Annotated in this window: 22 protein-coding genes; 4 read left to right on the top strand and 18 right to left on the bottom strand. The window is 46.5% G+C overall.

Annotated features, from left to right (window positions below):
• Window positions 1-206: 206 nt before the first annotated feature.
• The 7 genes from AC4EHJ_RS12160 to AC4EHJ_RS12130 form a co-directional block, all read right to left on the bottom strand.
• Window positions 207-875: a vWA domain-containing protein gene (locus AC4EHJ_RS12160; protein WP_490975891.1), complete on the bottom strand. Its 669-nt coding sequence runs from the start codon at window positions 873-875 to the stop codon at window positions 207-209.
• 313 nt (window positions 876-1188) lie between these two features.
• On the bottom strand, window positions 1189-1587 hold the full coding sequence (locus AC4EHJ_RS12155) for a hypothetical protein (RefSeq protein ID WP_490975890.1): 399 nt from the start codon (window positions 1585-1587) through the stop codon (window positions 1189-1191).
• 252 nt (window positions 1588-1839) lie between these two features.
• Entirely contained in the window at window positions 1840-2709 is an 870-nt protein-coding gene (locus AC4EHJ_RS12150) for an EAL domain-containing protein (protein ID WP_490975889.1), read from the bottom strand.
• Window positions 2710-2867: 158 nt separating this feature from the next.
• Window positions 2868-7064, bottom strand: a complete 4197-nt coding sequence (locus AC4EHJ_RS12145) for a tetratricopeptide repeat protein (protein WP_490975888.1) — start codon at window positions 7062-7064, stop codon at window positions 2868-2870.
• A 283-nt stretch (window positions 7065-7347) separates the two neighbouring features.
• The gene (locus tag AC4EHJ_RS12140) at window positions 7348-7701 is read right to left on the bottom strand and encodes a helix-turn-helix domain-containing protein (RefSeq protein ID WP_490975887.1); all 354 of its coding nucleotides are present in this window, start codon (window positions 7699-7701) and stop codon (window positions 7348-7350) included.
• A gap of 343 nt (window positions 7702-8044) precedes the next feature.
• Window positions 8045-8806, bottom strand: coding sequence for a hypothetical protein (locus tag AC4EHJ_RS12135; protein ID WP_490975886.1), 762 nt, complete (start codon window positions 8804-8806; stop codon window positions 8045-8047).
• A 4-nt stretch (window positions 8807-8810) separates the two neighbouring features.
• Window positions 8811-12584 carry a DEAD/DEAH box helicase gene (locus tag AC4EHJ_RS12130; RefSeq protein WP_490975885.1) on the bottom strand — a complete coding sequence of 1258 codons (3774 nt, stop codon included), beginning with the start codon at window positions 12582-12584 and terminating at the stop codon, window positions 8811-8813.
• 220 nt (window positions 12585-12804) lie between these two features.
• Here AC4EHJ_RS12130 and AC4EHJ_RS12125 point away from each other — a divergent pair, with 220 nt between their 5' ends.
• Both AC4EHJ_RS12125 and AC4EHJ_RS12120 read left to right on the top strand, forming a co-directional pair.
• On the top strand, window positions 12805-13146 hold the full coding sequence (locus AC4EHJ_RS12125; protein WP_490975884.1) for a hypothetical protein: 342 nt from the start codon (window positions 12805-12807) through the stop codon (window positions 13144-13146).
• A gap of 251 nt (window positions 13147-13397) precedes the next feature.
• The gene (locus AC4EHJ_RS12120; protein WP_490975883.1) at window positions 13398-13739 is read left to right on the top strand and encodes a hypothetical protein; all 342 of its coding nucleotides are present in this window, start codon (window positions 13398-13400) and stop codon (window positions 13737-13739) included.
• Window positions 13740-13812: 73 nt separating this feature from the next.
• Here AC4EHJ_RS12120 and AC4EHJ_RS12115 read toward each other — a convergent pair whose 3' ends face one another.
• From AC4EHJ_RS12115 to AC4EHJ_RS12090, 6 genes are all read right to left on the bottom strand, one after another.
• Window positions 13813-14718: a hypothetical protein gene (locus AC4EHJ_RS12115; RefSeq protein WP_490975882.1), complete on the bottom strand. Its 906-nt coding sequence runs from the start codon at window positions 14716-14718 to the stop codon at window positions 13813-13815.
• A gap of 271 nt (window positions 14719-14989) precedes the next feature.
• Window positions 14990-15346, bottom strand: a complete 357-nt coding sequence (locus AC4EHJ_RS12110) for a hypothetical protein (protein ID WP_490975881.1) — start codon at window positions 15344-15346, stop codon at window positions 14990-14992.
• Window positions 15347-15386: 40 nt separating this feature from the next.
• A complete protein-coding gene (gene rpsN / locus AC4EHJ_RS12105) occupies window positions 15387-15656 on the bottom strand; it encodes a 30S ribosomal protein S14 (protein WP_490975880.1) in 270 nt (89 codons plus the stop codon).
• A gap of 55 nt (window positions 15657-15711) precedes the next feature.
• Window positions 15712-15861 carry a 50S ribosomal protein L33 gene (gene rpmG, locus AC4EHJ_RS12100; RefSeq protein WP_490975879.1) on the bottom strand — a complete coding sequence of 50 codons (150 nt, stop codon included), beginning with the start codon at window positions 15859-15861 and terminating at the stop codon, window positions 15712-15714.
• Window positions 15862-15884: 23 nt separating this feature from the next.
• Window positions 15885-16040 carry a hypothetical protein gene (locus AC4EHJ_RS12095; RefSeq protein WP_490975878.1) on the bottom strand — a complete coding sequence of 52 codons (156 nt, stop codon included), beginning with the start codon at window positions 16038-16040 and terminating at the stop codon, window positions 15885-15887.
• Window positions 16041-16245: 205 nt separating this feature from the next.
• Complete coding sequence (locus AC4EHJ_RS12090) at window positions 16246-17754, bottom strand: phytoene desaturase family protein (RefSeq protein ID WP_490975877.1); 1509 nt, start codon at window positions 17752-17754, stop codon at window positions 16246-16248.
• A 437-nt stretch (window positions 17755-18191) separates the two neighbouring features.
• Between AC4EHJ_RS12090 and AC4EHJ_RS12085 the strand changes: the two genes are divergently transcribed.
• A complete protein-coding gene (locus AC4EHJ_RS12085) occupies window positions 18192-18668 on the top strand; it encodes an SRPBCC family protein (RefSeq protein WP_490975876.1) in 477 nt (158 codons plus the stop codon).
• Between the two features lie 197 nt (window positions 18669-18865).
• On the opposite strand, the gene AC4EHJ_RS12080 is transcribed toward AC4EHJ_RS12085, so the two are convergent.
• A complete protein-coding gene (locus AC4EHJ_RS12080; RefSeq protein WP_490975875.1) occupies window positions 18866-19039 on the bottom strand; it encodes a hypothetical protein in 174 nt (57 codons plus the stop codon).
• 219 nt (window positions 19040-19258) lie between these two features.
• On the opposite strand from AC4EHJ_RS12080, the gene AC4EHJ_RS12075 reads away from it, so the two are divergent.
• The gene (locus AC4EHJ_RS12075) at window positions 19259-20182 is read left to right on the top strand and encodes a hypothetical protein (RefSeq protein WP_490975874.1); all 924 of its coding nucleotides are present in this window, start codon (window positions 19259-19261) and stop codon (window positions 20180-20182) included.
• A gap of 172 nt (window positions 20183-20354) precedes the next feature.
• Here AC4EHJ_RS12075 and AC4EHJ_RS12070 read toward each other — a convergent pair whose 3' ends face one another.
• From AC4EHJ_RS12070 to AC4EHJ_RS12055, 4 genes are all read right to left on the bottom strand, one after another.
• A complete protein-coding gene (locus tag AC4EHJ_RS12070) occupies window positions 20355-21644 on the bottom strand; it encodes a TRAP transporter large permease (RefSeq protein ID WP_490975873.1) in 1290 nt (429 codons plus the stop codon).
• Window positions 21641-22135 (bottom strand): TRAP transporter small permease, encoded by a 495-nt coding sequence (locus AC4EHJ_RS12065; protein ID WP_490975872.1) that lies wholly within the window; start codon window positions 22133-22135, stop codon window positions 21641-21643. Before AC4EHJ_RS12065 ends, AC4EHJ_RS12070 begins: the two co-directional genes overlap by 4 nt.
• Window positions 22136-22200: 65 nt before the next feature.
• A complete protein-coding gene (locus AC4EHJ_RS12060) occupies window positions 22201-23226 on the bottom strand; it encodes a TRAP transporter substrate-binding protein (protein ID WP_490975871.1) in 1026 nt (341 codons plus the stop codon).
• Window positions 23223-23888 carry a GntR family transcriptional regulator gene (locus tag AC4EHJ_RS12055; protein WP_490975870.1) on the bottom strand — a complete coding sequence of 222 codons (666 nt, stop codon included), beginning with the start codon at window positions 23886-23888 and terminating at the stop codon, window positions 23223-23225. The genes AC4EHJ_RS12060 and AC4EHJ_RS12055 overlap by 4 nt, the downstream gene beginning before the upstream one ends.
• Between the last annotated feature and the right edge of the window lie 163 nt (window positions 23889-24051).

The following is a 24051-nucleotide window of genomic DNA, read 5'->3' as shown; positions in this document are numbered from 1 at the left end:
AAAACTGCATAACCCAAAATAAACCGCCGCTCCCTTGAACTTCGATTCATTGGAAGCGGCGGTTTTTTCGTATGGCAACCCCTGTACCATCAGAGCATTTTGAATTTTTTCTGTTTCGATACTTATGCTTGTTGGCTAATCTTGCTCTGCAAAAAACGCCTGACTTCTTCAAAAATTTCAAATTGGCCTCATAGGAAAAGTCTAGCTTACCGCAAAATCCGTTTCTCTTTCGCTTCTTTCAACCATAGTGGAAACTCATCCAGCATCTGATTGTACAACTCTTCATCCGTCACTTTGCTGACATCCTGCAAATGAAAGAAGTTGGCGTTATCGATAAACCGGCCTTCCATCGTATCCAACTTTCTCAATACATCAAAATTGGCGTTGCCAAGACCGATAAACTGCCAAAAAATCGGCTGGTAAGAAGATTCGATAATGAACTTCTTAATTCCAGGCTTACACCCTCCGTCATTGATGAATACCAAAAAGACCGGTTGGTCGCTAGGCTCTTCTATCGTATACTTGCGTATGACGTCTTCCATCACTTTCGGTTCGTCGTTCCTGCCGAATTTATGTATTGCGTCATTCGATAAAATATTCTTTTCTACGTAGCCAAGAAAGATTTCTTCTGTAGCCGCAGGCAATCGGGAAAACTCGTTGTCGTAAACCCAGACATCCAAAGCGCCATCGTCATCAAACTGGCTTGCCACAGCCAGCACACGCTCCACTACTTCTTGAACTACGCCTTCCCGGTACAAACTCCACATCGAACCTGAAATGTCTAATACAATCGCCACTCTAGCCATTACACCGGTTAAATTCTTCTTCTCCAATACAATGTTGGCCGCTTTCTTTTTCAATGAAATTGTAGTCATTCTCAAACCTCCCAATATATTCCTTTCTCTAGTATAGCAAGAGAAAATCATTTTGAAACCATTACTTTCTAATTATTTTTAATATTCGAAATTTATAAATCTATTTCTTCTTTTTACTCTGGGTATAAGTCCATCCGATGTATATCTTCCCGCATATGAACCCTGTGTTATGCACAATTCAACACCATTCATCTGGGTGAATAAAATAAAAAGCCCCCCAAGAATAGTGATCCACGGGGAGCGGCTTTGCATACAATATAAAGGGTCGTGCATAGTCAAAATCGTTTAAAATCGTTTGCGGGTCCGGGACGTTTCAAAATGTTGACCGCTTCCTGCAACTCAGTAAGCTCCCTTTCAATATCAGGAAACCCCCGAATCTCCAGCCCACCGCCAACGCAGCAAGAACCGGACTTTGCGACAGCAATGTTCCGAGACCCGCGGAAAAAGATAAGCCAAGTGCCGCGAAGAAAATCTTTTTCGAACGCAAGGCGTATGGTTCGTTGAACATATATAAAAACGCCAGGCCGCCGAGACCGGCGATCAATCCATATTGCACCTGTCCCATCAACACCCCGATCAAGACGGGCAGCGTGGAACAAACACCGGCTGACAGCGCTTTTGCCCAAGGAAGTGGAACTTGTTTGTTGATGGCAAACGCTTGCGCTGCAAGCTTCAGGAATTGAGATCTTTTGTTATCCGCTTGTTTGCGCATCCTAGCCCTCCTCTGCCGTTTATCTATTGTTTCCCCATTATCTCTGAAAAATCTATCCTTACTAAGCTCTCTTGAACCCAAGTGTATGGGTCGTTCTTTAAAACAAATAAGGAAAGCATTCTGCATTGCGCAGAACACCTTCCTATGCGTAACACTAGTTCAATTCGCAAACACTTCTACCGCTTCCCGAGAAGCAATCTTCCAGGGAGCGGCGGTTTTAAATGTGTAATGTCTGTCACCGCAAAACTTTGTTCAAAGTGATGGAACTTGGCCGCTTTTCAGCACCGGACCCGGTCGGCCAAGCGCGTAGCCTTGGCCAAAATGGATTCCCAAATTTCTTAAAAAATTCAGTTCCAAGAAATCCTCAATGCCTTCTGCAATAATTTTCGTATTCGATTGCGCAGCAAATCCCAATAGCAATTCTACCAATTGCTGCTGGGCCGGTTCGTTATGTATGCCCCGTATCAGCGATTTATCGAGTTTGATGAATTCAGGTTTCAACGAAATGATTGTTTTCAAGCTATTATATCCGGTCCCTGCATCATCGACCGCGATCCGAAAGCCTTGCTGCCGGTAATTATCAATGATTTTCTCGAATTCCGTGTAATCCGTCACTGCTTCTTTTTCCGTCAATTCCAGCACCACTTGATCGGGGGACAGATTATAGGTCTCCAGCAAATCCAGCGTCGTGCCGCTTCGGTAAGAAGGATCTGTCAAAACTTGCGGCTGGATGTTCAAAAAGATCAAGCCGCCGCGATGGTTTTTTGATCCCTTCAGCTGTTCTGCATATCGCTGAAGAGAAAGGTTACGCAGAAATCCTTCGATGCGAAAGACATTATTGCTTTTGCCTATATAGGAATAAAATTCTTCCGTTGTCGGGAATATCGGTGTGCTGGCCGGCCGGTTCAAAACTTCAAAACCGATCGTTTCCCCGTCCCCTAAAGCCAAAATCGGTTGGAAGGCGGTCTGGAAATTCTCAGCCTGCATAAGCTCTTCAAGTTCTCCGTCTTTTTCGCTTGCCTCAAACAGGGCTTTTTGGTTTTCTGCCAAGTACTTCAAAAATTTGATCATGCTGTTTAAACTAATGATATCCGATCTCCCTTGCGCTAACTTTGAATCCATGCCACCTTACAGTATACGCCAATATTTTTTATTGCATTGTAAAATTTCTGTAAATTTTTTCACGTGGCCTGTTCTGTCCATTCGATGAATAAAACAAAAAAAGCCGCTCCACCGGAATGATGATCCCAGCGAAGCGGCAGATTTTATTAGCAGGTATCTTAAAACAATTCCTCAATCAGTTTATCAATTTCATCATGGATCTCCTCAAACGCCGGCTCTCCAGCAATCACCAGGACGTACATTTCCGCGCCCTCTTTGCGGAATAATTTACGCAAGGTCTTAATGGCCGCCTGTTTGTTGCCGAGCTTCATTTCGCAGAGGGCCAGCTCGTAAATGGCCGGCTGAAATTCTTTTTCCTGCTGCGTCAGCGGCACCAGGATCGCATGAGCTGCTGGCGCATTGCCTAAGGTCAACTGGCTTTGCGCACGGGCAAGCTCGATCCATTCCGGAATCTCCACTTCTTCCGGGATGCCCGCGATAAACGCTTCCACATCCCCTGGCCGCTGTTCAGCCAGTGTCTGCATGACCATAGTATAGGCTTCTCCATTGAAAGGTTCCAAACGGAGCGCCTCTTCATATTTTGCCAATTCTTCATCGTCTTTTTCAAGGCTGCCAAGTGCTTCGGCCCACACCGACAATACCGATGCATCGGCTGGCTGCTGCGCGTTGAGCTCTTTTGCCAGATCAATGGCTTCATGGAGAATTTTCGGTGAATCCTTTTCCTCCGCTAATTGCATCATGGCCTGCAGCTGCAGCACGGCAGCATCATAATGGCCGGTGCGTTTCACGAAGGGCTTTAGTTCATCGACGGCTTCTTTCGCCATTTCCCGGCTTAAGCAAAACGCGGCTTGCCGCATGACAGGCAATTCATTTTTCGGGATTTGCTTAGCGGCTTCGTCGTAAAGCGCAAACACGTTCGATATCATCCGTAGCTGCTGCGCTTTATGGAAGAACCTGCCGATGATGCCTTTTCTCGGCTGCTCTTCTGCCTCTTCCATTTCTTCGGCTTCCATAAACAATTGAGCAAGTTCATCGGCGCAAAATGTTTCGGCCAATCCCAATTGCTCGCCGCGCAGCCGTTTTTTCAGACGCTTGCTGATTTCATTCGTTTTGCCAAGATGCGCGAGAATCCGAATGTATTCACCGTACAGCCTTTCATCTTCCGGCCGTTCCGTTATCAACTCTTCCAATAAAGCCACTGCACGCTTGAAATCGCCTCTTCTTGCGCAGAATTGCACATGCTGGTATCTGGAAGGGAATGCACCTTTGACCGCTTTGGCCTGTCCAAACAACGCTTCCGCTTCCGCAAAATCCCCTTCTTTTTCCGCGCAAAGTGCTTTAGCGGCAAAGAGCCATTCTTCCGGCACTTGCCCGGCCACTCCTTCAAGCGTTTTCGAAATCGCAGCTACCGACTCTTCTGTTCTCGCAAGATCGAACAGCTCATCGAATTCAAGCTCCAGCGAATCATTCTGCAAAATGAACAGCGCCACAGCAAACGCACGCGGAATGTCCTCAACCTCGATATAGGCATGCATCAACGCTTCCCGCACCGCTGTATTGCCCGGGTCCAGTTCCGCGCTGCGAAGAAGCTCGCGGATGCCTTCTTTGTGCCGGCCCGCTTCCATTGCCAATAAGCCCAGCTGGAAATGTGCCTGCGCACTCGGCGCTTTTTGAAGCGCCTGCAAATAAAGCTTGCGGGCAAATTCGTTGTTCCCGGCCTGTTCATGCAATTGCCCTTCAAAACACAGCAGCACTTCGTCGGCTTCGATGTTGCGCATTTCTTTGAATTGATGGAGCACTCGATTCCGGAACAACGGATGTTCCCCGAACTCCATGTATTGCTGCGCGATGTCCGTGAATCCTTCCAGTTCTTTCTTTTGGAGCCCTTTTTCCAATAACGCAATCGCTTGCTGCTGGCCGTCGTATTCCGGCCATTCTTCCCACAGCATCGTCGACGACCGGATGAAGAAGCCGGTGTCACCTTGTTCCGCGCAGTTTGCCAAAAAGGCCACCGCGTCATCAAAACGCTGCTGCTTTACTAAACTATGCGCGATATACGTCACCGTAAACAAGTCTTCCGGATCGAGCTGAAGCGCTGTCCGGTAATCCGCTTCTGCCGCTGTGAATTGTTCCTGCCCCATTGCGATGTGGCCGCGGTAGACGTGAAGCACATCTTTATCTTCAGCTCCTTCGATGCCTCGATTGACAATAGCCATTGCCGGCTCCCAGTTTTCGGCTTCCATATGGATTTCAGCAATCCGCAGATACGCATATGGCCGCTCAGGAGCCATTTTAATATAGCGTTCAAAACACATGATTGCTTCCGCTTCTTCGCCGAGCGCGAGCAGGCAGCGACCGATTTCATAGACGAAATAGCCGTCTTCCGGCAGTTCCCCGCTCAGTTTCCTGAAACGCTCCAACGCTTTTCCGTATGCGCCGGACTCATATTGAATCAAACTATGCGTAATCTGCGCATAGATATCCGACGGCAACTGGGCAAGCGCAATTGCCGACCATTTATGTGCTTGGAACAATTTTCCGACTTCCATATAACAGCGCGCCAGATGGCTATAAGCGGCTGGCTGGTAATGATCCAGCTCAATCGACTGTTTCAAATAAGGGATTGCCCGTTCTTGGCTGTCCTGGCCCATCAAAATAACGCCTCTCAAAAACAAGGCATACGGACTGTTTTTTTCATTTACAGCCGCAAGACTCGCCAGCGCCTCCGGCATTTCGTCTTTCTGGTAATGCATGTGCGCCGCCAACAGCGCCAGTTCCGCATCCTCGCTTCCAAGTTCCTGGCGCAGTTGCTCCACCCAATCAGCGTGTAAAGCTTTCGCCCGGTCTGAAAATAAAATCGAAATTCCGACCACAGCCGCGTAGCGTTGTTCTTTATGTTCTTGCAGAAAATCGATGAATGCCTCGCTCTCGCCTTCGCCTTCTTCATCCAGAAACTCGTACAAGCGCTCGAAGAAACGGTGCTCCCCTTCATCCAGAAGTGCCAATAAATGCATTTGCTCTTCTTTGACGAAGACCATGCTGAGCGAATCGGTCAGCTTATAAGCGTCTTTCATCTCGGCGTACGTCACCAGAAACGGCGCTTGGTCATTCGGATCCTGGATCAGGAGCGCTTGCAGCCGGTCATCATAGCCGACCACGACTTGGACATGCGCGTTGTTCTCGACCATCATGCTGAGCAGCACCGGAACGCCGGCGTTGATCATCTTTTTATAGACGTCCACTGTGCCTTTGAAATATTGCGCCCGTAAACCGAGCGATTCCATATACTCCATTGTGGTACGTAGTTTTGAACCCGTCACATCGAAGACATGCGTGGCAATTTCGTCCTGGCCGATGTCCATGCCAAACGCTTCAAGCATAATTGACAATGAAGCCGGCACACAATAATCAAGCTTCTGGAGTTTCGGCGTCAGTTTCAGTTGGTTGCGTGTTGCGCCGCGTTGGATTGCCGTCTTGCCGTAAATCGTCTTTTCCAACACCCTTTGATGGTCCTGGACCCAAGCATCCAACTCATCCCATTTCTCCAATTTATACAAGCATTCCGCCGTTAAGTAAGCATAATATTCCCGTTGGATGTGAAACGGATTTTTCGAGTTGATTTCTTCCATGAGATTAATCGTTTCTTCATAACGGCCGAGCAGGAACCGTCTTTTCACTTGCTCCATCCAAAATGACCAATTGCCCGGATATGCGGCTTGCCCCGAAAGCAACATGTCCAAAGATGCCTCTTGCCGTCCCATCACCGATAAATGATCCGCCAGCAGCAGGCGCACATACTCTTCGCGCTCTTTGGAGCCATCCGCCAACGCATCCGTTAAAATGTTCTCCGCTTTGTCCCATTCCCCGCCGTGCAGGTAATAGAAAGCTTCCAAGTCCGGCCATAATACGCCTTGCGCTTCGTTGATTTTCTCCAGCTGTTCTTTTGCTTCCGGCAAACGGTTCAGCTGGCAGAATACCCGAAACAGCAGCGTATGTGCCGAAACCCGTTCCTCCACCGTATAGGCCGTATCCGCAACTACTTGAAGGCGTGCGGCCATGCGCTCTTCCGCTTCCAGGCTCTTGCCGTTCTCCAAAAGCCGCGTGCAATGCCAGGCAAACGGGCGCAGCGTCCCAAAACGCTTATACGCATGCGTCGCCAGCAAATTGCTGTATTTATATAAATCCATTTGATCCGCCAAGCGAATTAAGCGATAATAATCATCTTCCGTTTCCAGTTCTTCCAACCATTCGCGCAGCCGAGCCTTCGACCGTGCGTCCCATAAAACGCGAATCGCTTCAATTAATTGGCCAGCTGTCTTTATCTCATTTGCTCTCATTTTCTCCCCAACTCTCATTTCTTGCTATCCCCTTTTTATTCGGATGATTCATTATATTGTGGAAAATTATAGGACGCAATGGTTTTCAAGGTATTTTGTGCGTTTTTGGCATTTTATCTGCAATCTCCAGACGGCTTCGTTGTCCCACGTAGTTCGACGCAATTTATATAGATGATTAAAACCAAAAAACCGCTCCAGGGAATGTTGATCCGTGGAGAGCGGCAGTGTATGCGGTATATATTGTCTGGCGTTGTCAAAATCGTTTAGAATTGTTTGCGGCTCCGGGTCATGAACTTTCATATCAGTTCAAATTAAACTTCTGCTTCAGCCTCTTCACAATATCCGCTTCTTTGCTTTGGATGAATTGATTGCCCAATTGCTTCACTAACATATTGATTTCTTTTTCCAGTTCTTTCTTCATCCGCAGCTGCTCGCTCACTTTGCCGTTTGGCGTAAACTGCCTGCCAGCCAATTCATCAAGGGACACATTATACAAGTCCGCTGTCTTCATTATCAGCTTCAGTGATGGTTCTGTCGTGCCAAGTTCAAACTTGCTGTATACCACTTTGGTGATTTTCAAATGATCCGCAACGATTTGATGGCTTAGCTTGTTCTGTAATCTTAATTCTTTTAAGTTCTCGGCTAATTTTGTCATGGGGATGCTCCTTAAGTTTAGTTTTTTTCCCAACTTTCTACTTGAAAAAAGACAGTTTAAAATGTGGTCATTAAGACCTAACACATAATCAAATAGTAACATATAACTATTTGATTAATATACATAATTTTACTATCCCTTTCGATTGATTTCCCCTTTATTTTCTCTATTATTCCAGTTCCCCATAGACGAACCCGGTATCATGCACAAATCAACATAGTTCATACCAATGAATAAAACCAAAAAACCGCTCCCCGGAATGTTAATCCACGAGAAGCGGCGATGCATAAGATATAGATTGTCGTACATTGTTAAAATCATTTAAATTGGTTGCGGCCCAGGGTTACGCGTTTAAACTCTTCCGCTTTTCCATTGCTCTCCGCCACCTCACTGCTTCCCGCTCTTCAATTCCTTTTTCCAGCTTTTCATCCCAACTTTCGGATGCAGTGTTCCAGACGCGGGCGTAAAAAATGTCCTGTTTCTGGTCGTGTAATTGGAATTCAATGCACGGGATATGTTCAACCGACTGCTCGATACAGCTTGTGATGTCCGTTACGATGATCTGGAAGCCTTGTTCATCGGTTTCCTGTGGCCTGTTGGCGAGCATCTTTCGGATTCGGTCCTTTTTCACTGCACCTTTCACGCTGTAGCGATAAGGCTCGAGCGATTCTTCAGCTTCCGGCGTTTCGCTATCCCTCGGCAAGCAGTATTCGTCGTGGACGGCGCTGTAAACAATCTGCGCTGCTTCCGGTTCCATCTCTTCTTCAAAAATGCCTTTTTCAAGATAGTCATGCCCTTTCGCCGTCAGCCCGTAGCCTTTCTTGTCGAGTCCGATCAAACGGGTACGCTCCATCTTCTCGATCGAGTCGCTGATAAAGAGCTCTTCCACAAACAGCATGTCGGCAAGCGTTGCGGCTCGGCGGATGTCCCGTTCCTGGAACGCGAACAACAGCATTTTCATCAAGATGTCCATTTTCAAGCGCTTGACGCGGTCGATTTTCACATCATAAAACACGACCGGCAGCTTCCACACTTGTTCTTTTAAAATGGCAACATCCGGATTATCCGCTGCAGTCAGCCGCAATTTCTCGATTAGCTCTTCCACACCTTCACCTCCTGCTGCTTTCTAACGCCTTCAAGCCATTTTTCTCTTTGACTACATTGAGCACGTGCTGATACATCGCTCTTGTATCAGGCTGCTTAGCGCGCTTCGTGAACATGTCTGAACTGCCGACCAGCACAAGCAATTCCTTGGCGCGCGATAACGCCACGTTGAGGCGGCGGTAATCTTTCGCGAAGCCGATTTCGCCGTGCTTGTTATCGTTATTGCGCACCATGCTCAACACGATGATGTCCCGTTCGCTGCCCTGGAACCGGTCTACTGTCCCGGTCCGCACCGTCAAATGCGGCAAGCGCAGCTCCTGGTCCAGCATGCGCTGCAGCCGTTTGACTTGTTCGCCGTAAAAACTGATGACACCGATGCTTTTCTGATCGTGCGCCGCCATCCGTCCTGCAACCTTCGCTTCTGCGGCGGCATCGTTCAACTCCACCAGCAAAGTGCGAATTTCCTGCAGCTCTGCTGCATTGTACAAGCTTTTCCCGCCGCTCATGCGTTCTTCAAATGACGCCGGTTCATTCGGCACATCAATCCACATGAGGTGGTTGTTCCGCGACACTGTTTTCGATTCCAATAAATGATCGCGCTCCGCGTCGGAATCCATAATGCCGCATTGCAATTGGTCGTTTTCCAGTTTGTAGAACGGCGATATGGTTTCCATAATGTCTTCGTGCATGCGGTATTGGATTGCGAGCATAGTTTTGTTGCTGTTAGGCAGATTTTTATACAGCCGCTCGAACAGCGATTCTGCGAGCAGCTTCTCGAGCTCCCGCTTTTCTTCGAATCCGCTATTGTCATTGATCATTTCCTCAAGCGTTTCTTCCAAAGTGTCGTTGCCAAGCAACGGCGGCAATTGGTGGTGGTCGCCGACGAGGATGATTTTCTTGCCTTTTAGCATCGGCAGCAATAATTCCGGCGGCGTCGCTTTCGACACTTCATCGATAATAACCACATCGAATACCGGATAATTTTCGATAAAATCCTTGCGCGCGGACGCAACACACGTCGTGCCGATGACGTTCGCGTGCTTGATGTACATTTTCCGGATTTCATCCAGATCGTGTTCATTCGCCCCTTCCAATAAATCCAGCCATTTCTTCTGGATCGACTGCAGCATCGGCAAATCTTTCTTTTCTTGTTTCAGTGACTCTCGCGCAAATGACAGGCTGGCAAGCTGTTTCGCCGCTTGTTCGTAATCCTCCTCCGGATTGGTGGAAAGGATGTCGTGCAACTTTGCCGCATTATGTTCGTTCGCCGCTATAGCCTCATCGACTCTTCGGATCTCGGCATCCAGTTCAGCGATTCGGACCTTGTTTTTCTCCAACGCTTCGGACTGTTCCATGTGTTCACTTTGATGTTTTTTCAAACGCTGTCCCGCTTCTGCGTATGCGGTCTGTTCTTTTTTAAGGTTTTCAAGCTCGGCGCAGCGGTGGCTGATGGCGCCTTCAATGTCTTCAGGAATGACGCCGACAGGTTTTAAATGCCGGCAGCGTTGTTCGAGCGGCGCCATTGCCTCCCGCGCTTGTTCCAGCCGTCCCAGCCATTTTTGCTCGACAGCCAGAAACTCTTGTTGCTGCTTCGAGAGCTGTTCGTTCAACGCTTTTTTCAAGCCTTGGAACGCACGCTTCGAATCTTCCACGTACGCTTCCGCGGTTTTCAGCTTCGCGCCTCTGCGCCAAATATTGTTTTGGCGCTTGTACAAACCGGCAAGTGCAGTTTTCAAAACAGCCGGATCGTTGCGCTGCGCCGTTTTCAACACCGTTCGCAGCTTCTCCATGAAGCTGTCGATTTCTGCGGACGTGAACGCTTCTGGTTTTGATAGCGCACCTTCTTTGACCTCAGCAATTGCAACGCCGAGGGGTGCCGCTGATTTTTCGACGTACGCAATGGCAGTGCTGATCGTCTCGTTGTATTGATTGAGTTTCGTCCATTCGTTCATCTTTTCGCGGTTGGTTTCGAGCTTGTTGAGGCCGTACGTGATGGATGGAACTTCATCAATCCCTTGCTGCGCCATTACCTGGAGCAAACCATCGACTTTCTTGACGCTTTCCAAGCCGTTCAGCGCCGCCTGCTTTTCTTCAACGGCAGACGCTGCTTGTTCGCGTTTTTCCACAATCGCAGCAACATCACGCTCTTTAACCCCCAGTTGTTCCGCAAGCCCTTTAAACTCAAGCGCTTGTTGCAGCTGTCCAATCACATCTGAGACTTTCTGCTTCTCGCCTTCGAACCACTCATCATTTTTTGCGCTGCCCGGCCCATGTGAATAGCTGCGAATCAATTCTTCGAGCCTTTCCAGCGTTTGCGCCATTTCATCGCTGTGTTGAACGGCTTTGCCCTTTTGAATTTCAAACTCTGCATGCTTGTTTTGTGCCGCTGCCAGAGATTCCTGCAGTTCGCGGTGCTGCACTTGCGCTTTCTTTTTGTCTTCGATGGCCGCAGCCAAACTCTCAACTACTGGTTCCAGCTCGCCATAAGACTTTTCATTCACCGCCAGTTCGCTGTCCAGCTGCGGTTCGCGCTGCTGGCGCTTTTCATACTGGGCCGTAATCTCTTTTAAGGTATGGTCTTTCCAATACTGCCCGACATTTTCTTCGATGAATTTCTTGCCTTCTTCTTCGATGCTCTCGGTGCGCCCGACCCGGAGAATCCGGATATCCTTGTTCGCCAACAAGCGCCCGAGCGCATTGTCCACCGCTAAATTCGATTGCGAGGCGACAAGTGTCCGCAAGCCTTTTCGTGCGTTTTGCAGGCAGATCTCCGAAATGACCGTCGTCTTCCCGGTACCCGGAGGCCCTTGGATGACGTACAAGTCTTCCGCTCTCATTGCGCCCGACACCGCTTTTTGCTGGAACTCATTCAACCGGTTGTGGAACGCCAGCTTTTCCTGGGCTTGAAGCGGCTTCACGGGAGGCTTTTCTTCAAAAAGAATGCGGTCGAGATTCGGATTTACCGCGAGGCCTTTCTCCAAATTCCCGAAACCTTGGCGCAGACGCCTGATTTGGCTGAGCGCAGCGAAATTGCTGAATACCACTTCTTTTTTATCGAGTGACAACCCGCGTTCCCGCACTTGCTTGACCATATGGTTTTGAAGCTCGACTTCGATTGTGCGGTTCGCCGCTTTGATGACTGTGCCGACGTCGCCTAGTATCCCCGTCAACCGGACGGTCAGGTTTTTCAGCGTTTTCCATTCCGCGTCTTTTAGCTGGCAACCCGTCAACGTGATACGGCTGAAGTCGTGGCTGAACGCCAGTTTTGAATAGCCTGTTTTGACGTCCGGAATGTCCATGCCGCGCTCCTGAATCTTCAAATAGCCTTCCCAGCTGCCAATACGTTTTTTCACGTAATCCGAACTTTCCTTCGCCGGCTTCATGCGGTTGATCAAATTGAGCAAAGCGGCCGTAGCCGGTTCGCGGGATAGGTCAAAAGCGATCGTTTCCTCGCGCTGCCAATTTGTCCCAAGCGCCTGGTATGCTTTACGAAGCGTCAAGTTCGTCACCAGCAATTGCTGATTCGTAAAAATTCCATGCACGACGATTGAACCGTCCAGTTCTTTCGTTGCCAATCGGAGCGTTTCAGCACCTCCGAAGATCAACGCGACCGAAAGCGAGCCGTCGCCATTTGACGGATAGCGTTCGATGAAAACCTGAAACGGCTTTTCCCCAACAAAAAATGAGCGTTCGCTGATGCCGAACCCTCTCATTTTTTCCTTCGCGGTGTTGGTCAACCGCAATGCCGTTCTGTATGTTGCTGTATGTGTTCTAACCATTTAATCACCTGTTCTATAAAACTGAAGAATTTGTGCCTGAAAAGTTTCTACCTCATCATAGCATCTATTATCGGAGAGGATATTCCCTAATGATGAACAAATTGAAAAAGCTTCAGAATTCGGGAATAAGTTTAGGCACAAAGTCGAGATTCATAACCTTGAAATGGGGTATAGAATTTCATACACAATCAACAAAATTTCATTCTAGAGGAGGAATACAATGCATTATCAACTCAACCTGCATTTGTCCCGTGAGAAAAAGGATTATTTTTGGTTGTTCAGGAGCGAAGAAGATACAATAGAAGTTTTCAATGAAGTTTTACAAACCTTCAAGCAATATGAGCCGCCCAATGCGGAAGCTTTCATGGAGGAAAAGCAGCACGAAATTGATGAGACGGGGAAAAGCAACACAGTTCAGATCGAAGTCGTTAAAGCCGATAAAGAAGCCCTTATCCGCTCCGCTTCTTATAATGGAATGTGGTACGATGACAGGCATTTCCAGGATATTTACTCTACACTGACTGACAAGCTTGGAAAACCGGAAGACGAATCGGCATTGTAAATGTGATTGAATTTTACTTGATACAATATAATCCCCTCTGAACAGACTTTTCTGTTCAGAGGGGATTATTTATATTGGGTAGAATCGCGATTTTCAAAGCTATGCGATTACGGGACGATCAAAACTCAAGAGGTTAACGGGATTTTAAATGCGTCATAAAAAACTATCATTCCGTGCTCTTCAAAACTGATTAAATAGGGTATAGAAATTTATACATAACCGGCAGATTTTATTTCCCTAGGAGGATTACGATGCATTATCAACTTAATTTGCAATTATCGCGTAAGAATAAGGATTATTTTTGGTTGTTTCGAAGTGAAGAAAACACCATCACTGTTTTCAATGAAGTACTTGAGACTTTTAAGCAATATGAACCAAAAAATGCGTTAGTATTTATGCAGGAAGCACAGCGCGAAATTGACGAGACAGGCACAAGCCATACGGTTCATATCGAGGTAGTCAAAGTTGATAGAAAAGTTATCATACGATCTGCTTCTTATAATGGAATGAGTTACGATGACCAGTATTTCCAGGAAATCTACAACATTCTGACCGAGCGGCTGGGAGTGCCTGAAGAAGAGACTGCCGTATAAAATGGTTGATAATAAAATCCCCTCCAAACAGAATTTTTCTGTCTGGAGGGGATTATTTGATTTAACCTATATTTTAATAATTCTTATACTCTGTATTAATAGTTCCTAAGATCGTTCCCAATACTTGCCCTTTGAACGCATCCGGCACCGATTGATTGTTCGGATCCTTGTAATACAGAACCTGAGACTCTTCAATATACGTAAAGCCGAGAGCCTCTAATTTCGTCACAAGCGACTTCGGCACTTCGCTGCTGCCCGTCACTTGTTCAAAATATGGTGTCACATAAACCGAAACATCCACATCGTCCAAGCTCGATTCCAGAATGAACAAGTCCGTTTCGCTTTTCACGATCCATTGGCCTTTTGAGCTGATGGCTAGCTGCGAACGTTCCAACGTCGAAATGCCGTTCAAGTTCACACCGAAAATTTGGTTGATTAGCACACGGTTTTGCGCACCACTCAATTTGTAATCCAGTTCCTTGATATAGCGGTCCATCACTGCGTTTTTCGTCAGCTCCATAATGCGCGCATTCTGCTCAGAAGAAGACGGATTTACATTAAATGAAGCACGCAGGCTTTTCATCACATTTTCCGGATAAATGGCCAGCTTAGAACCGTAATTATTTTTCGACACAACATCCAAATCAATGTTAAAGATTTCTTTCACAGCTAGACGAACCTCATTACCCTTCACTTTTGTGCCGAATGAAGCCAAGTACCGGTCCATTGCCTCCACCTTCGGCATTTGCTCGATGGAGAATGCCGAAGGTGTGATCGCCACGCTTTCTTCCAGCGCTGCCATCACTTTCTTCGAATACTTTGCCTCGAGCTCCACATGCTGGACCTCATTAGCCTGCGGATTTGAATAGGCCGCTGCTTCTGTTGCAAATACACTGACGACTCCCCCGGTCAAAGCTATGCTTGTCATCATACTGAATAAAACCACTTTTTTCGTAATTGTGTTGAATGGGATTCTCACGTTCATTCCTCTTTCTAGTATCTGGATTTGGCAGCATATAGATTATTCGCTTTAAAGTAATCATTACTATTTATCACTTTTCCTTTATATTACAATAATTAAATCCTTTAGTCTATAAATCATTTCTAGTAAAATAGTTTGACTTTAGCTCTCAAATACTTCTTTGACCGGCATTCTCCCCCAAACAAATTATGCGCTTGAATAAAAAGAAACCGCCACTCCCTAAAACGCAGAGGCGTCGGGAGCGGCGGTGTATGTGCTATAAACTTCGTTATTCATTGATAAACAAAAACAAATGATTCTTTCTCTCGCCATCCGTATTTTGATTGTACTTATCACTAAAATCAATCCACTCCACTTTTTCAGAGCGCCGTTTGATTTTCACATGAAGTTCTTCTTCAATGTCCGTGAGCAATGAGACGACTTGATCGTAAGACAAGTTAAAATGTTTCATGGCCAAGTTGATGGGAGATTCCGTCAGCACCAGGCTAAAGAACTCATCAGCTGTTGCTGCCTTTTCAGCCAGGGCATCTTCAGCCTCTGTGATGAATTCATAGAGTTTCCTTTTTTCTTCTGGAAGCCTGCTCACTTCGCTCCTCCGTAAAAAGTCCAGCAACCGTTCATTCATTTCTACCCCACCCTTGCACGTTTGATCTTACACTATCATTTTACCAGCTTGCTTTTTTAATGCCAGGCAGTTGGCCTTTGTGGGCAAGTTCTCTGAATGCAATCCGCGACATTTTGAACTTGCGCATGTAAGCTCTCGGCCGGCCAGTCAATTCGCAGCGGTTTTTGAGACGCGTCGGAGAAGAATTCCGGGGTAATTTGTTTAACGCTTCGGTATCCCCTTTTTCTTTTAATTCTCTGCGGAGTTCTGCATAATGGGCCACCATTTTTTGCTGCTTGTGGTCTTTCGCCACTTTTGATTTTTTCGCCATTTTCTTCTCTCCTTATATATATTAGCTGCTCCGATTTTAAAATATGTAATTTTCTTTACTTGGTTTCCCGGTGCAAAGTTACTTTTTGAAGCCGTGGGCAGTATTTTTTCATTTCAATGCGTTCAGGGTTATTGCGTTTGTTTTTAGTCGTTGAATAATTTCGGTCGCCCGTTTCTGTGCAGGCCAATGTAATGTTAAGGCGCATGTTCCAAGTTTCCTCCTTCCGCTTTAATTTTTTCGTAAAATGCTGGCAGGGGATCCTGGGAATCTCACCGCTCCATGCCCATTTCTTCTTCGGGTTGCACCCAGTTTGCCGTTTAACAGTTCGGTCTTGCCATCGCCCAAATAGCCGTTCAAGACCGTCACTGGAATTCGTTTATCCATCTTCCCCTCTCCATTCTGATAAATCTTAAATTCTTTAAATAGTAATCATTACGCTTTATAGCATATAAGCTTCTCCGAAAAACTGCAAGTGTTTCTCTAAAATTTAGCTTAATTTCGCTAATGTATTTTCAAAACCTATATTTCTTGATAATAAAAAAAGAAGAAGCTTTGTTAAAAGCTCCTTCTCTAACTTTTGAAAAATGTTTTACTTTTTCCGCGCCAAATCGCGCTTCACGATCTTATCGCTCACTTGCTGGCCGCTCAACGTAACCATCGGCATGCCGCCCCCAGGATTCACGGTACCGCCGACGAAATACAGATTGTCGTAAAGTTCGCTTTGTTTTTTGTGCTTAAAGCCGCCATTTCTCTTTTTATCAGAAACCGTTCCATAGATCGCACCACGGTCAGATCCGTAAGTGCGTTCTATGTCATGCGGCGTCCAGACGTCGCGCGTCACAATGTTTTCGCGCAAACCTTCCAAGCCCATGCGCTCCAGCTTGTCGAGAACAAGTTCTTCAAACTCCCGGTATTGCTCCGGCGTAAACGGTTTGTCTTGGATATAAGGAATATGCGGCAAGATCTTGATGTTCTCGTGCCCGGATGGTGCTTGGGATGGATCGGTTTTGTTGACGTTGACCAGATAAATCGTCGGATCGTCCGGCAGCTCGTGTTTCTCGAACACTTTGTCCATCTGTTCATGCAGATTCTCCGAAAAGAAAAAGTTGTGGTGATTCAGGAACGGATAGGTTTTCTTGACGCCAAGATGCAGCACGAGACCCGAACTCGACGGCTCATACTTTTTCACCAACTTGGCGACAAACTTCTCGTCCGCATCCACCATTTTTTTATAAAACGGAATGACTTCCATGTTTGATACATAATAATCAGCCGTCTTGACTGAACCATCTTCAAGTTCAACCGCTTCGATTTGCTGATTTTTTTCATTGATATGCGCACGGACAACACCCATGCCTGTATGGATTTGAACCCCTGTTTCTTTTGCCAGCCGCGTCAAGCCTTCCGCTAATTTATGCGTACCGCCTTCTACATACCAGCAGCCTTGCGCATGCTGCATGTAAATCATCATATTGAGAACGGCAGGTGCGCTATAAGGAGAAGACCCGACGTATTTGACGTAATAGGAAAGCATATCGCGCAAATGCGGGTTGCTGATGCGTTTGGAAATGGCGCTATACATCGTAGACGTCAAATCAAACCCAATCAACGTCGCGATGATGCCGTTTTGCGCAACCGCTTCTTTCGGCGACTCGAAGCCTTCTTTCAAATAGCTGTGTTCTGTCGTCTTGTAAATCCGCTGCGCATATTTCAACAACGCGTAATACTCTTTCATGTCCTTTTTAGAAAGTGCAGGATTTTCCCGTTCCATCAAACGAAGATCATGGTATAAATCGAGAACGGTGCCATCAGGGAAGAATGAACGCCATTCCCGTTCGAGCCGCTTGATGGGCACGTAATCTTCCATCCGCTTGCCGCTCCCCTGGAACAATTTATCGAAAATATGCGGCATCGTTAAAATGGACGGTCCGAGATCGAAGCCGAAACCATCCTGCTCCAGACGGTTCACTTTCCCGCCGACATGATCATTTTTTTCATATAACGAAACAGCGTAGCCTTTTTGTGCGAGAGAAATCGCGGCAGATATGCCGCCGAGGCCTCCGCCGATCACGATTACGGATTTTTTAGGATTCATCATAGCGGTACCATCCTTCTTTCCAATTTTTTATCTCATCGTAGCCGTTCCTAAAGACTGGAAAAAGCTCTGTTGAATGCATCTTGCTTTTTCTTCCAATTCCCTTGTTCAGAAATATCGAAACTTTACTCGCATAGCATTTGTATAGTAATTATATACTATTCGTAAAGGATAGAGAATTGATAATGGTGGAAGACGCTTTTAAAATGAAGATGATAAGTACTCGAAGGGAATATTTATTGAATATCGCTCCCGACGCTTAGGGCATGGCTCCCGCAAAAAGCCAGGCAAAGACCGCCTGTCTTCTTGCTTCGCCCAGCCCATGTTCGCGCCTTCGCTAAGTATGTTCTTATGAAAAACATAAAGTTTATGTAGTTTTGCTGTTTACTGGGTATAGATTATTAAAACATCAAGTCAATTTATATAGGAGGTTTTCAATCATGAAAGGTCCTTCAAGTTATCGCATCGATTCTGCGTCGCGGGTTATTGCAGCAACACCACAGGCCATCTATGAGGCTTTTGTAAATCCCGAAGCTTTGGTTTCTTGGCTGCCGCTCGAAGGCATGTCGGCTCATATTGACGTCTTTGATGCGCGTGCAGGCGGATCATATCAACTAACTCTGACGTATGAAATCGATCACTCAAATCCGGGAAAGACTTCGGACAACACCGACGTGTCCAAAGGCAGGTTTCTGGAATTGGTACCCGGTACAAAGATTGTACTAGTCGGCGAATTCGATTCGGAAGATCCAGCGTTTTCCGGCGAGATGATTCAGACCTGGTTTTTGGAGGCTGTAGCAGCTGGCACAAAGGTAACGATTGTAAATGAACGGGTTCCAGAAGGAATAAAAAAGGAAGACCATGACGAAGGGTTGAATTCTACTCTGGAAAATCTCGCTCGATTTGTTGAAAAATAGACCGCGCCTATTAACTCTGCGATAGTCTAACCAGCAGCGCTTTGAGTTTGTTAATTGTATTCAAAGCCTTGGCAATTCCGAGATGTTCTCTGGGGCCGCATAATTAAATCGTCCAGAGTTTTTTCACCTTAGAAGTGCCATTAACTCCTACTTTTTTGTAAAAAAAAAGCCAGGCAACGTTCGCCTAACTTCATCATTTATTTTTTGGTTTTCTCTTTGATTTTATTCGTGACATCATCTTTCATGACCATGGCTTTATCTTTGTAAGTCGACGCTTTTTCTTTATAGTCGTCTTTGTTTTCTTCCCAATGCGCTTTGCCTTTTTCAATCGACTTGTCTTTCAATGCGTTCAGCTTGTCTAGAAATGCCATTTGAATCATCCTTCCGTTTTCCCTTCCACTGACGTGAAGGGTTCAACTAGCATAAGCATAACCTTCTTTTGTCGCTTTGTCCCAAAGCTGCTCCAAGAAATGAAGGATATAGCGAGAACGCATGGAAGTAATTAAAGATTGGTTTAATACCGCTCAATTCTGCTGCCAATACGATGTCTGAACACTGCACTTCATTATGTTCTGCAGGAGGTTTCCATGATGAGGGTACTTGATTTTTTATTGGATAGCGACCCTGCTATTAGACGGCAGACCCAAATCTATCTGTTGGGAGAGCAGTCGCCTTACACAACTGACGGCTGGATCGGTGAATTCCTTTCCCGTTACGATACTGAAAAGAAAACGTGGGGGAATGGAATTTACGGCCCTAAGTGGATTTCGACATTTTATACGATGCGGGATTTAAAATCGCTGGAAATCGATCCGCTGCATCCTATTTACCAGCAGGGATTTAAGACCTTAATCGAACATATGTGGAACCCGGATGAGTTTGTGGAAGATGATGTTTGTGTCGTGGCTATGCTGATCAGTTTATCTACTTCCGGCAAGCATCCAGAGTCCTCTATAGATGAAATGATCCATTATTTGCTGGATCAGCAGCTGCCGGATGGCGGTTGGAATTGTTCCGCGGTTTATGGGCACAGCACCAAAAGTTCCATTCACACCACGCTGTCTGTCCTGGAAGCTTTTGCTGATTACGAGAAAGAAGGTTATGGCAGCCTGCTGCCCGCTATTAAGGAACAAACAGTGGCAGGCCAGGCGTATTTGCTGCGCCGGAATCTCATGCGCCGGGAATCGAATCATGAGATCATCTTGCCATCCATCTCCGATTTCCACTTCCCTACGAGATGGAAATACGACGTCCTGCGCGCGTTATATTATTTTGCAGCCATCAGTTTTCCTTATGAACCGGCATTAAAAGAAGGGTTGGAACTTCTTAAAAAGAAATTCGAAATAGGCTACTTGACCAGAGGGCCAACTTACTCAGGCCGTTTTCACTTTCAAATGGAAACGACAAGAATTGGTGCAATGAATACTTTGCGAGGCTTGATCGTCTTGAAACATTACGCCCCTGATTATTATCATGAAATTATCAGCAAGGAAATTGCCAATCCACATCCTTAACGTCATATTTACTTAAATAGGAAGGCGCACTCAGAAAAGAGTGCGCCTTCCTATTTATCTTCCTTGTATCAATTGCCCCACCATTTCATAAGGACGTTATTCCTTTCATGCAATTAGAGTTTATAGACTGAATACTTCCTTACACCAAGACGCGATTTTCAAAGAATAGCCCTTATTCGTACAGCCCTGGCAACCAGAGAGAAAGCTGTGGAACGAATGTAATGACGAGCAAGCAAATGATCATCGCGAACAAGAACGGCAGCACCGCATAAGCGATCCGTTCGAATTTTACACCCCCGACACTTGAGGCGACGAACAAATTTACACCAAGCGGCGGTGTGACAAAACCGATCGCCAAGTTCGCGACGAGGACGACGCCGAAATGGACCGGATCGACGCCGACTTCTGTGACAATCGGCAGCAAAATTGGCGTCAGAACAACTAGTGCAGATATCGTATCGATAAACATGCCGACTACGAGCAATAATATATTAATTGCGAGCAAAATAACGAATGGATTGGTCGACAATGCCGTCAAATAATCGGAAATTTCGCCCGGAATCTGTTGAATCGTCATGAAATAAGCAAATGAGACCGACAAGCCGATAATGATCATCGTCGTTGCGTTAATGACTATCGTTACCCGGAAACATTCATACAAACCTTTCCAGGATAGTTCTTTGTAAACGAATTTCCCGACAATGATGGCATAAACGACCGCAACCACCGCTGCTTCTGTCGGCGAGAACACACCCCCATAAATGCCGCCCAGAATGATGACCGGAATGAGCAGCGCCCATTTCGCATCCCAGAATGCTTTTGCGACATCTTTAAAACGAAACGTAACTTGTTCTTCCGGGGTTGGCTTATAGCCGCGTTTTTTCGAAATCAGGTAAGCCGTCACCATAAGTGCGAATCCGACAAGAAGGCCCGGCAAAATCCCGGCTAAAAACATGCTGCCGACGGAAACGCTGCCGATAACGCCATACAAAACAAACGGAATGCTCGGCGGAATTATTACGCCGATTGAGCCTGCAGATGCCGCAACAGCAGATGCAAAGGCACCGCTGTAATTGCGGGCAATCATCGCAGGAATCATAAATCCGCCGATTGCCGCAACTGTCGCAGGCCCAGAACCGGAAATGGCGGCGAAGAACATACAAGCGACGATCGTCACCATACTGAGGCCGCCCGTCATCCAGCCGACCATCGCCGATGCCAGATTAAGCAGCCGCTTCGATACGCCGCCTTTCCCCATCAGCACCCCTGCGAGCATGAAAAACGGAATCGCGAGGAGTGGAAATGAATCGAGTGATGTAAACGCTTTTTGTGTAATGATGCTCAGCGGCATGGTCGTGCCGAAATAAATGGCGGTCAGAGCCGAAACCCCTAAAGCGATTGCAATCGGAACACCGATGAATATACAAACAAATAAAGTACCGAATAACAGGGCAATCGTCATGCTTGCACACCCCCGTCTTTATGCATTTCGTAATCACCGCGCCAAATTCTGCGCAATTGGGCGATTAAACGCAGACACATCCCAATGCCGCCCAGTGGGATCGCAAGAAACGGAATCCACATTGGCAATTGCATAGCAGGAGTAACTTGACCATTGGTTAAGCTTTGCAAGACCAATTCCGTGCCGAAATAAGCCAAAAATAATGCCATTGTAAACCAAATCAATAGGGACACGGTTTCCAGGATTTTTCTCGGCACTCCGTGAAAACGCGTGATGAAGGCTTCCACGCGGATATGCTCACGCAGCTTTACAGCATAGCTCGCACCGATCCACACTTGGAAAATATGGATATAACGTGCCAGTTCTTCTGTCCAGCTCGGCGCATTGGAAAATACGTACCTGCCGACAACTTGCCCGAATATAAGTGCAACCATCGCAACGAGCGTCAATACCAGAAACGCTTCTTCTGCTTTCCCAAATTTTTTAATCATCGGTTTCTTCCTTTCTAAAAAGAAAAATCAAGGAATCTCATCCTTGATTTTTCATCTGTCTTCACTCAGTTATTCGCCTCTAGTGCACGGTCGATCAGGTCTGCCCCAATCTGTCCTTCGTATTTTTCATAAACCGGTGCAGCTGCTTCACGGAATGCGTCACGCTGCTCATCCGTCAAGTCGTTGATTTGCATGCCTTCTTCTTTCAGCTTCTCCATGAACTCGGTATCTTGCTGTTGTGCCAGTTCACGCTGCTGTTCGCGGAATTCTTCGGATGCTTCTGTCAGCAATACCTGCAAATCTTCCGGCAAGTTATTATAGTAATCATTGTTCATGAGAAGAGCTGTCGCTGCATAAACATGGCCTGTCAATGTCAGGTAATCCTGAACTTCGTAGAATTTATTCGTGTAATAAAGTGAGATTGGGCAATCCATTGCATCGTACGTTCCTTGCTGCAAAGCTGTGTACAATTCGCCGAATGCAAATGGCGATGCGTTCGCGCCAAAAGCATTGAATGTATCAGTATGAAGCGGGCTTTCGAGCGTACGCATCTTCAAGCCTTTCATGTCTGCCGGTGTTTCGATCGGCCCTTCGTTATTGGACACATGGCGGAAACCATTTTCCCCGAAAACAAGGCCTTTCAAGTCGTTATTTTCCAGATCCGCCATCAGTTCCTGCCCCAATTCACCATCCAGCGCTTTATATGCCGCTTCGTTATTGTTGAACAAGAACGGCAAATCGAACACTTGGAATTTTTCATTGAAGGAAGCCATCGCAGCAACCGCTGGAATCGTCATTTCAACATTGCCGAGCTGCACCGCTTCGATCGCTTCGCGGTCAGAGCCGTAAAGCTGGCCGTTCGGATACAATTCCACTGTAATCCGTCCATCCGACTCGGATTCCAGCTTTTCTTTAAAATCCAACGCCGCTACATGAGACGATTGCTCCTCTGGCACTAAGTGGGCGATGCGAATCGTATATTTCTCACCATCTTCGCCTTCCCCGCCAGATGAGCCGCCTTCGTCCGGTCTGCCGCATGCTGCAAGAATCAAAACCAACATAAGTAAAATTAATCCTGAGAGTTTTTTCATAGTTCCTCCTGTGAGAAGTATTTTAGCAGCCGACTCTCGACATTTTCGAGGTGGACAGCTAATTGTCTTTTCGTTTCTTCCAAATTGCCTTGTTCCAATGCTTCAATGATAGCGCCGTGTTCTTTGTGGGCCTTCACTGCACTATCAAGAACTTTTTCGGATAACAGCAAGAACGCCCGGCTGCCTCCTGTGTTCACTGCATGGATCAATTCGCGCAAGCGCTTGTTCGGATGACATTCATAAAACTGATCATGAAACCATTGATCCCAATCCATGAACCCGACAAAATCATGCGCTTGAATCGCTTCCCATTGCCGGTCATGGGCATAGCGCAGTTCCTTTAAGACATGCTGTTGATCTGCTTTCGACAACCGTTCAATCCCATAAACTTCGAGCAATCTGCGAAGCTCCATTGTTTCTTTGACATCTTGGCGAGTAAACTTTGCAACCAGCGCCGGTTTTGTTTTCCTCAACTCGATAAGCGCATCAACAGCCAGTCTTTTCAACGCCTCGCGAAGCGGCGTTCGGCTAATGCCAAGTTTTGCTGCCAGCTTTTCTTCCGGCAGTTCTTCCCCCGGCTTCAGTTCGCCGGTAATGATCATTTTTTTGATGGCTTCATATGCTTGTTCAGCCAGGGTTGGCTGCTTGACGATTTTTCTCATAATTCCTCCCTTCCGATCCAAAACTTACACAGTGTATACTGTATACAGAAAGTATAGAATAATCATTTTTATTTGTAAACATGAATTTTCAGAATAAATGAATAGTTCCTTATTTACATCCCCCCCTTGAAACTCCTATACTTTATAGTAATCACCTCACTGA

The sequence above is a fragment of the Planococcus sp. TJ-301 genome (genome assembly GCF_058268475.1).
Note: the sequence above shows the minus strand (reverse complement) of the source record. Positions and strands in the feature narration are given on the sequence as shown.

What these genes read in the sequence shown, in the direction of transcription:
- AC4EHJ_RS12160 (WP_490975891.1), bottom strand. Translation starts at nt 875, where the DNA reads ATGACTACAATTTCATTGAAAAAGAAAGCGGCCAACATTGTATTGGAG.
- AC4EHJ_RS12155 (WP_490975890.1), bottom strand. Translation starts at nt 1,587, where the DNA reads ATGCGCAAACAAGCGGATAACAAAAGATCTCAATTCCTGAAGCTTGCA.
- AC4EHJ_RS12150 (WP_490975889.1), bottom strand. Translation starts at nt 2,709, where the DNA reads ATGGATTCAAAGTTAGCGCAAGGGAGATCGGATATCATTAGTTTAAAC.
- AC4EHJ_RS12145 (WP_490975888.1), bottom strand. Translation starts at nt 7,064, where the DNA reads ATGAGAGTTGGGGAGAAAATGAGAGCAAATGAGATAAAGACAGCTGGC.
- AC4EHJ_RS12140 (WP_490975887.1), bottom strand. Translation starts at nt 7,701, where the DNA reads ATGACAAAATTAGCCGAGAACTTAAAAGAATTAAGATTACAGAACAAG.
- AC4EHJ_RS12130 (WP_490975885.1), bottom strand. Translation starts at nt 12,584, where the DNA reads ATGGTTAGAACACATACAGCAACATACAGAACGGCATTGCGGTTGACC.
- AC4EHJ_RS12125 (WP_490975884.1), top strand. Translation starts at nt 12,805, where the DNA reads ATGCATTATCAACTCAACCTGCATTTGTCCCGTGAGAAAAAGGATTAT.
- AC4EHJ_RS12120 (WP_490975883.1), top strand. Translation starts at nt 13,398, where the DNA reads ATGCATTATCAACTTAATTTGCAATTATCGCGTAAGAATAAGGATTAT.
- AC4EHJ_RS12110 (WP_490975881.1), bottom strand. Translation starts at nt 15,346, where the DNA reads ATGAATGAACGGTTGCTGGACTTTTTACGGAGGAGCGAAGTGAGCAGG.
- rpsN (WP_490975880.1), bottom strand. Translation starts at nt 15,656, where the DNA reads ATGGCGAAAAAATCAAAAGTGGCGAAAGACCACAAGCAGCAAAAAATG.
- rpmG (WP_490975879.1), bottom strand. Translation starts at nt 15,861, where the DNA reads ATGCGCCTTAACATTACATTGGCCTGCACAGAAACGGGCGACCGAAAT.
- AC4EHJ_RS12095 (WP_490975878.1), bottom strand. Translation starts at nt 16,040, where the DNA reads ATGGATAAACGAATTCCAGTGACGGTCTTGAACGGCTATTTGGGCGAT.
- AC4EHJ_RS12090 (WP_490975877.1), bottom strand. Translation starts at nt 17,754, where the DNA reads ATGATGAATCCTAAAAAATCCGTAATCGTGATCGGCGGAGGCCTCGGC.
- AC4EHJ_RS12085 (WP_490975876.1), top strand. Translation starts at nt 18,192, where the DNA reads ATGAAAGGTCCTTCAAGTTATCGCATCGATTCTGCGTCGCGGGTTATT.
- AC4EHJ_RS12080 (WP_490975875.1), bottom strand. Translation starts at nt 19,039, where the DNA reads ATGGCATTTCTAGACAAGCTGAACGCATTGAAAGACAAGTCGATTGAA.
- AC4EHJ_RS12075 (WP_490975874.1), top strand. Translation starts at nt 19,259, where the DNA reads ATGAGGGTACTTGATTTTTTATTGGATAGCGACCCTGCTATTAGACGG.
- AC4EHJ_RS12070 (WP_490975873.1), bottom strand. Translation starts at nt 21,644, where the DNA reads ATGACGATTGCCCTGTTATTCGGTACTTTATTTGTTTGTATATTCATC.
- AC4EHJ_RS12065 (WP_490975872.1), bottom strand. Translation starts at nt 22,135, where the DNA reads ATGATTAAAAAATTTGGGAAAGCAGAAGAAGCGTTTCTGGTATTGACG.
- AC4EHJ_RS12060 (WP_490975871.1), bottom strand. Translation starts at nt 23,226, where the DNA reads ATGAAAAAACTCTCAGGATTAATTTTACTTATGTTGGTTTTGATTCTT.
- AC4EHJ_RS12055 (WP_490975870.1), bottom strand. Translation starts at nt 23,888, where the DNA reads ATGAGAAAAATCGTCAAGCAGCCAACCCTGGCTGAACAAGCATATGAA.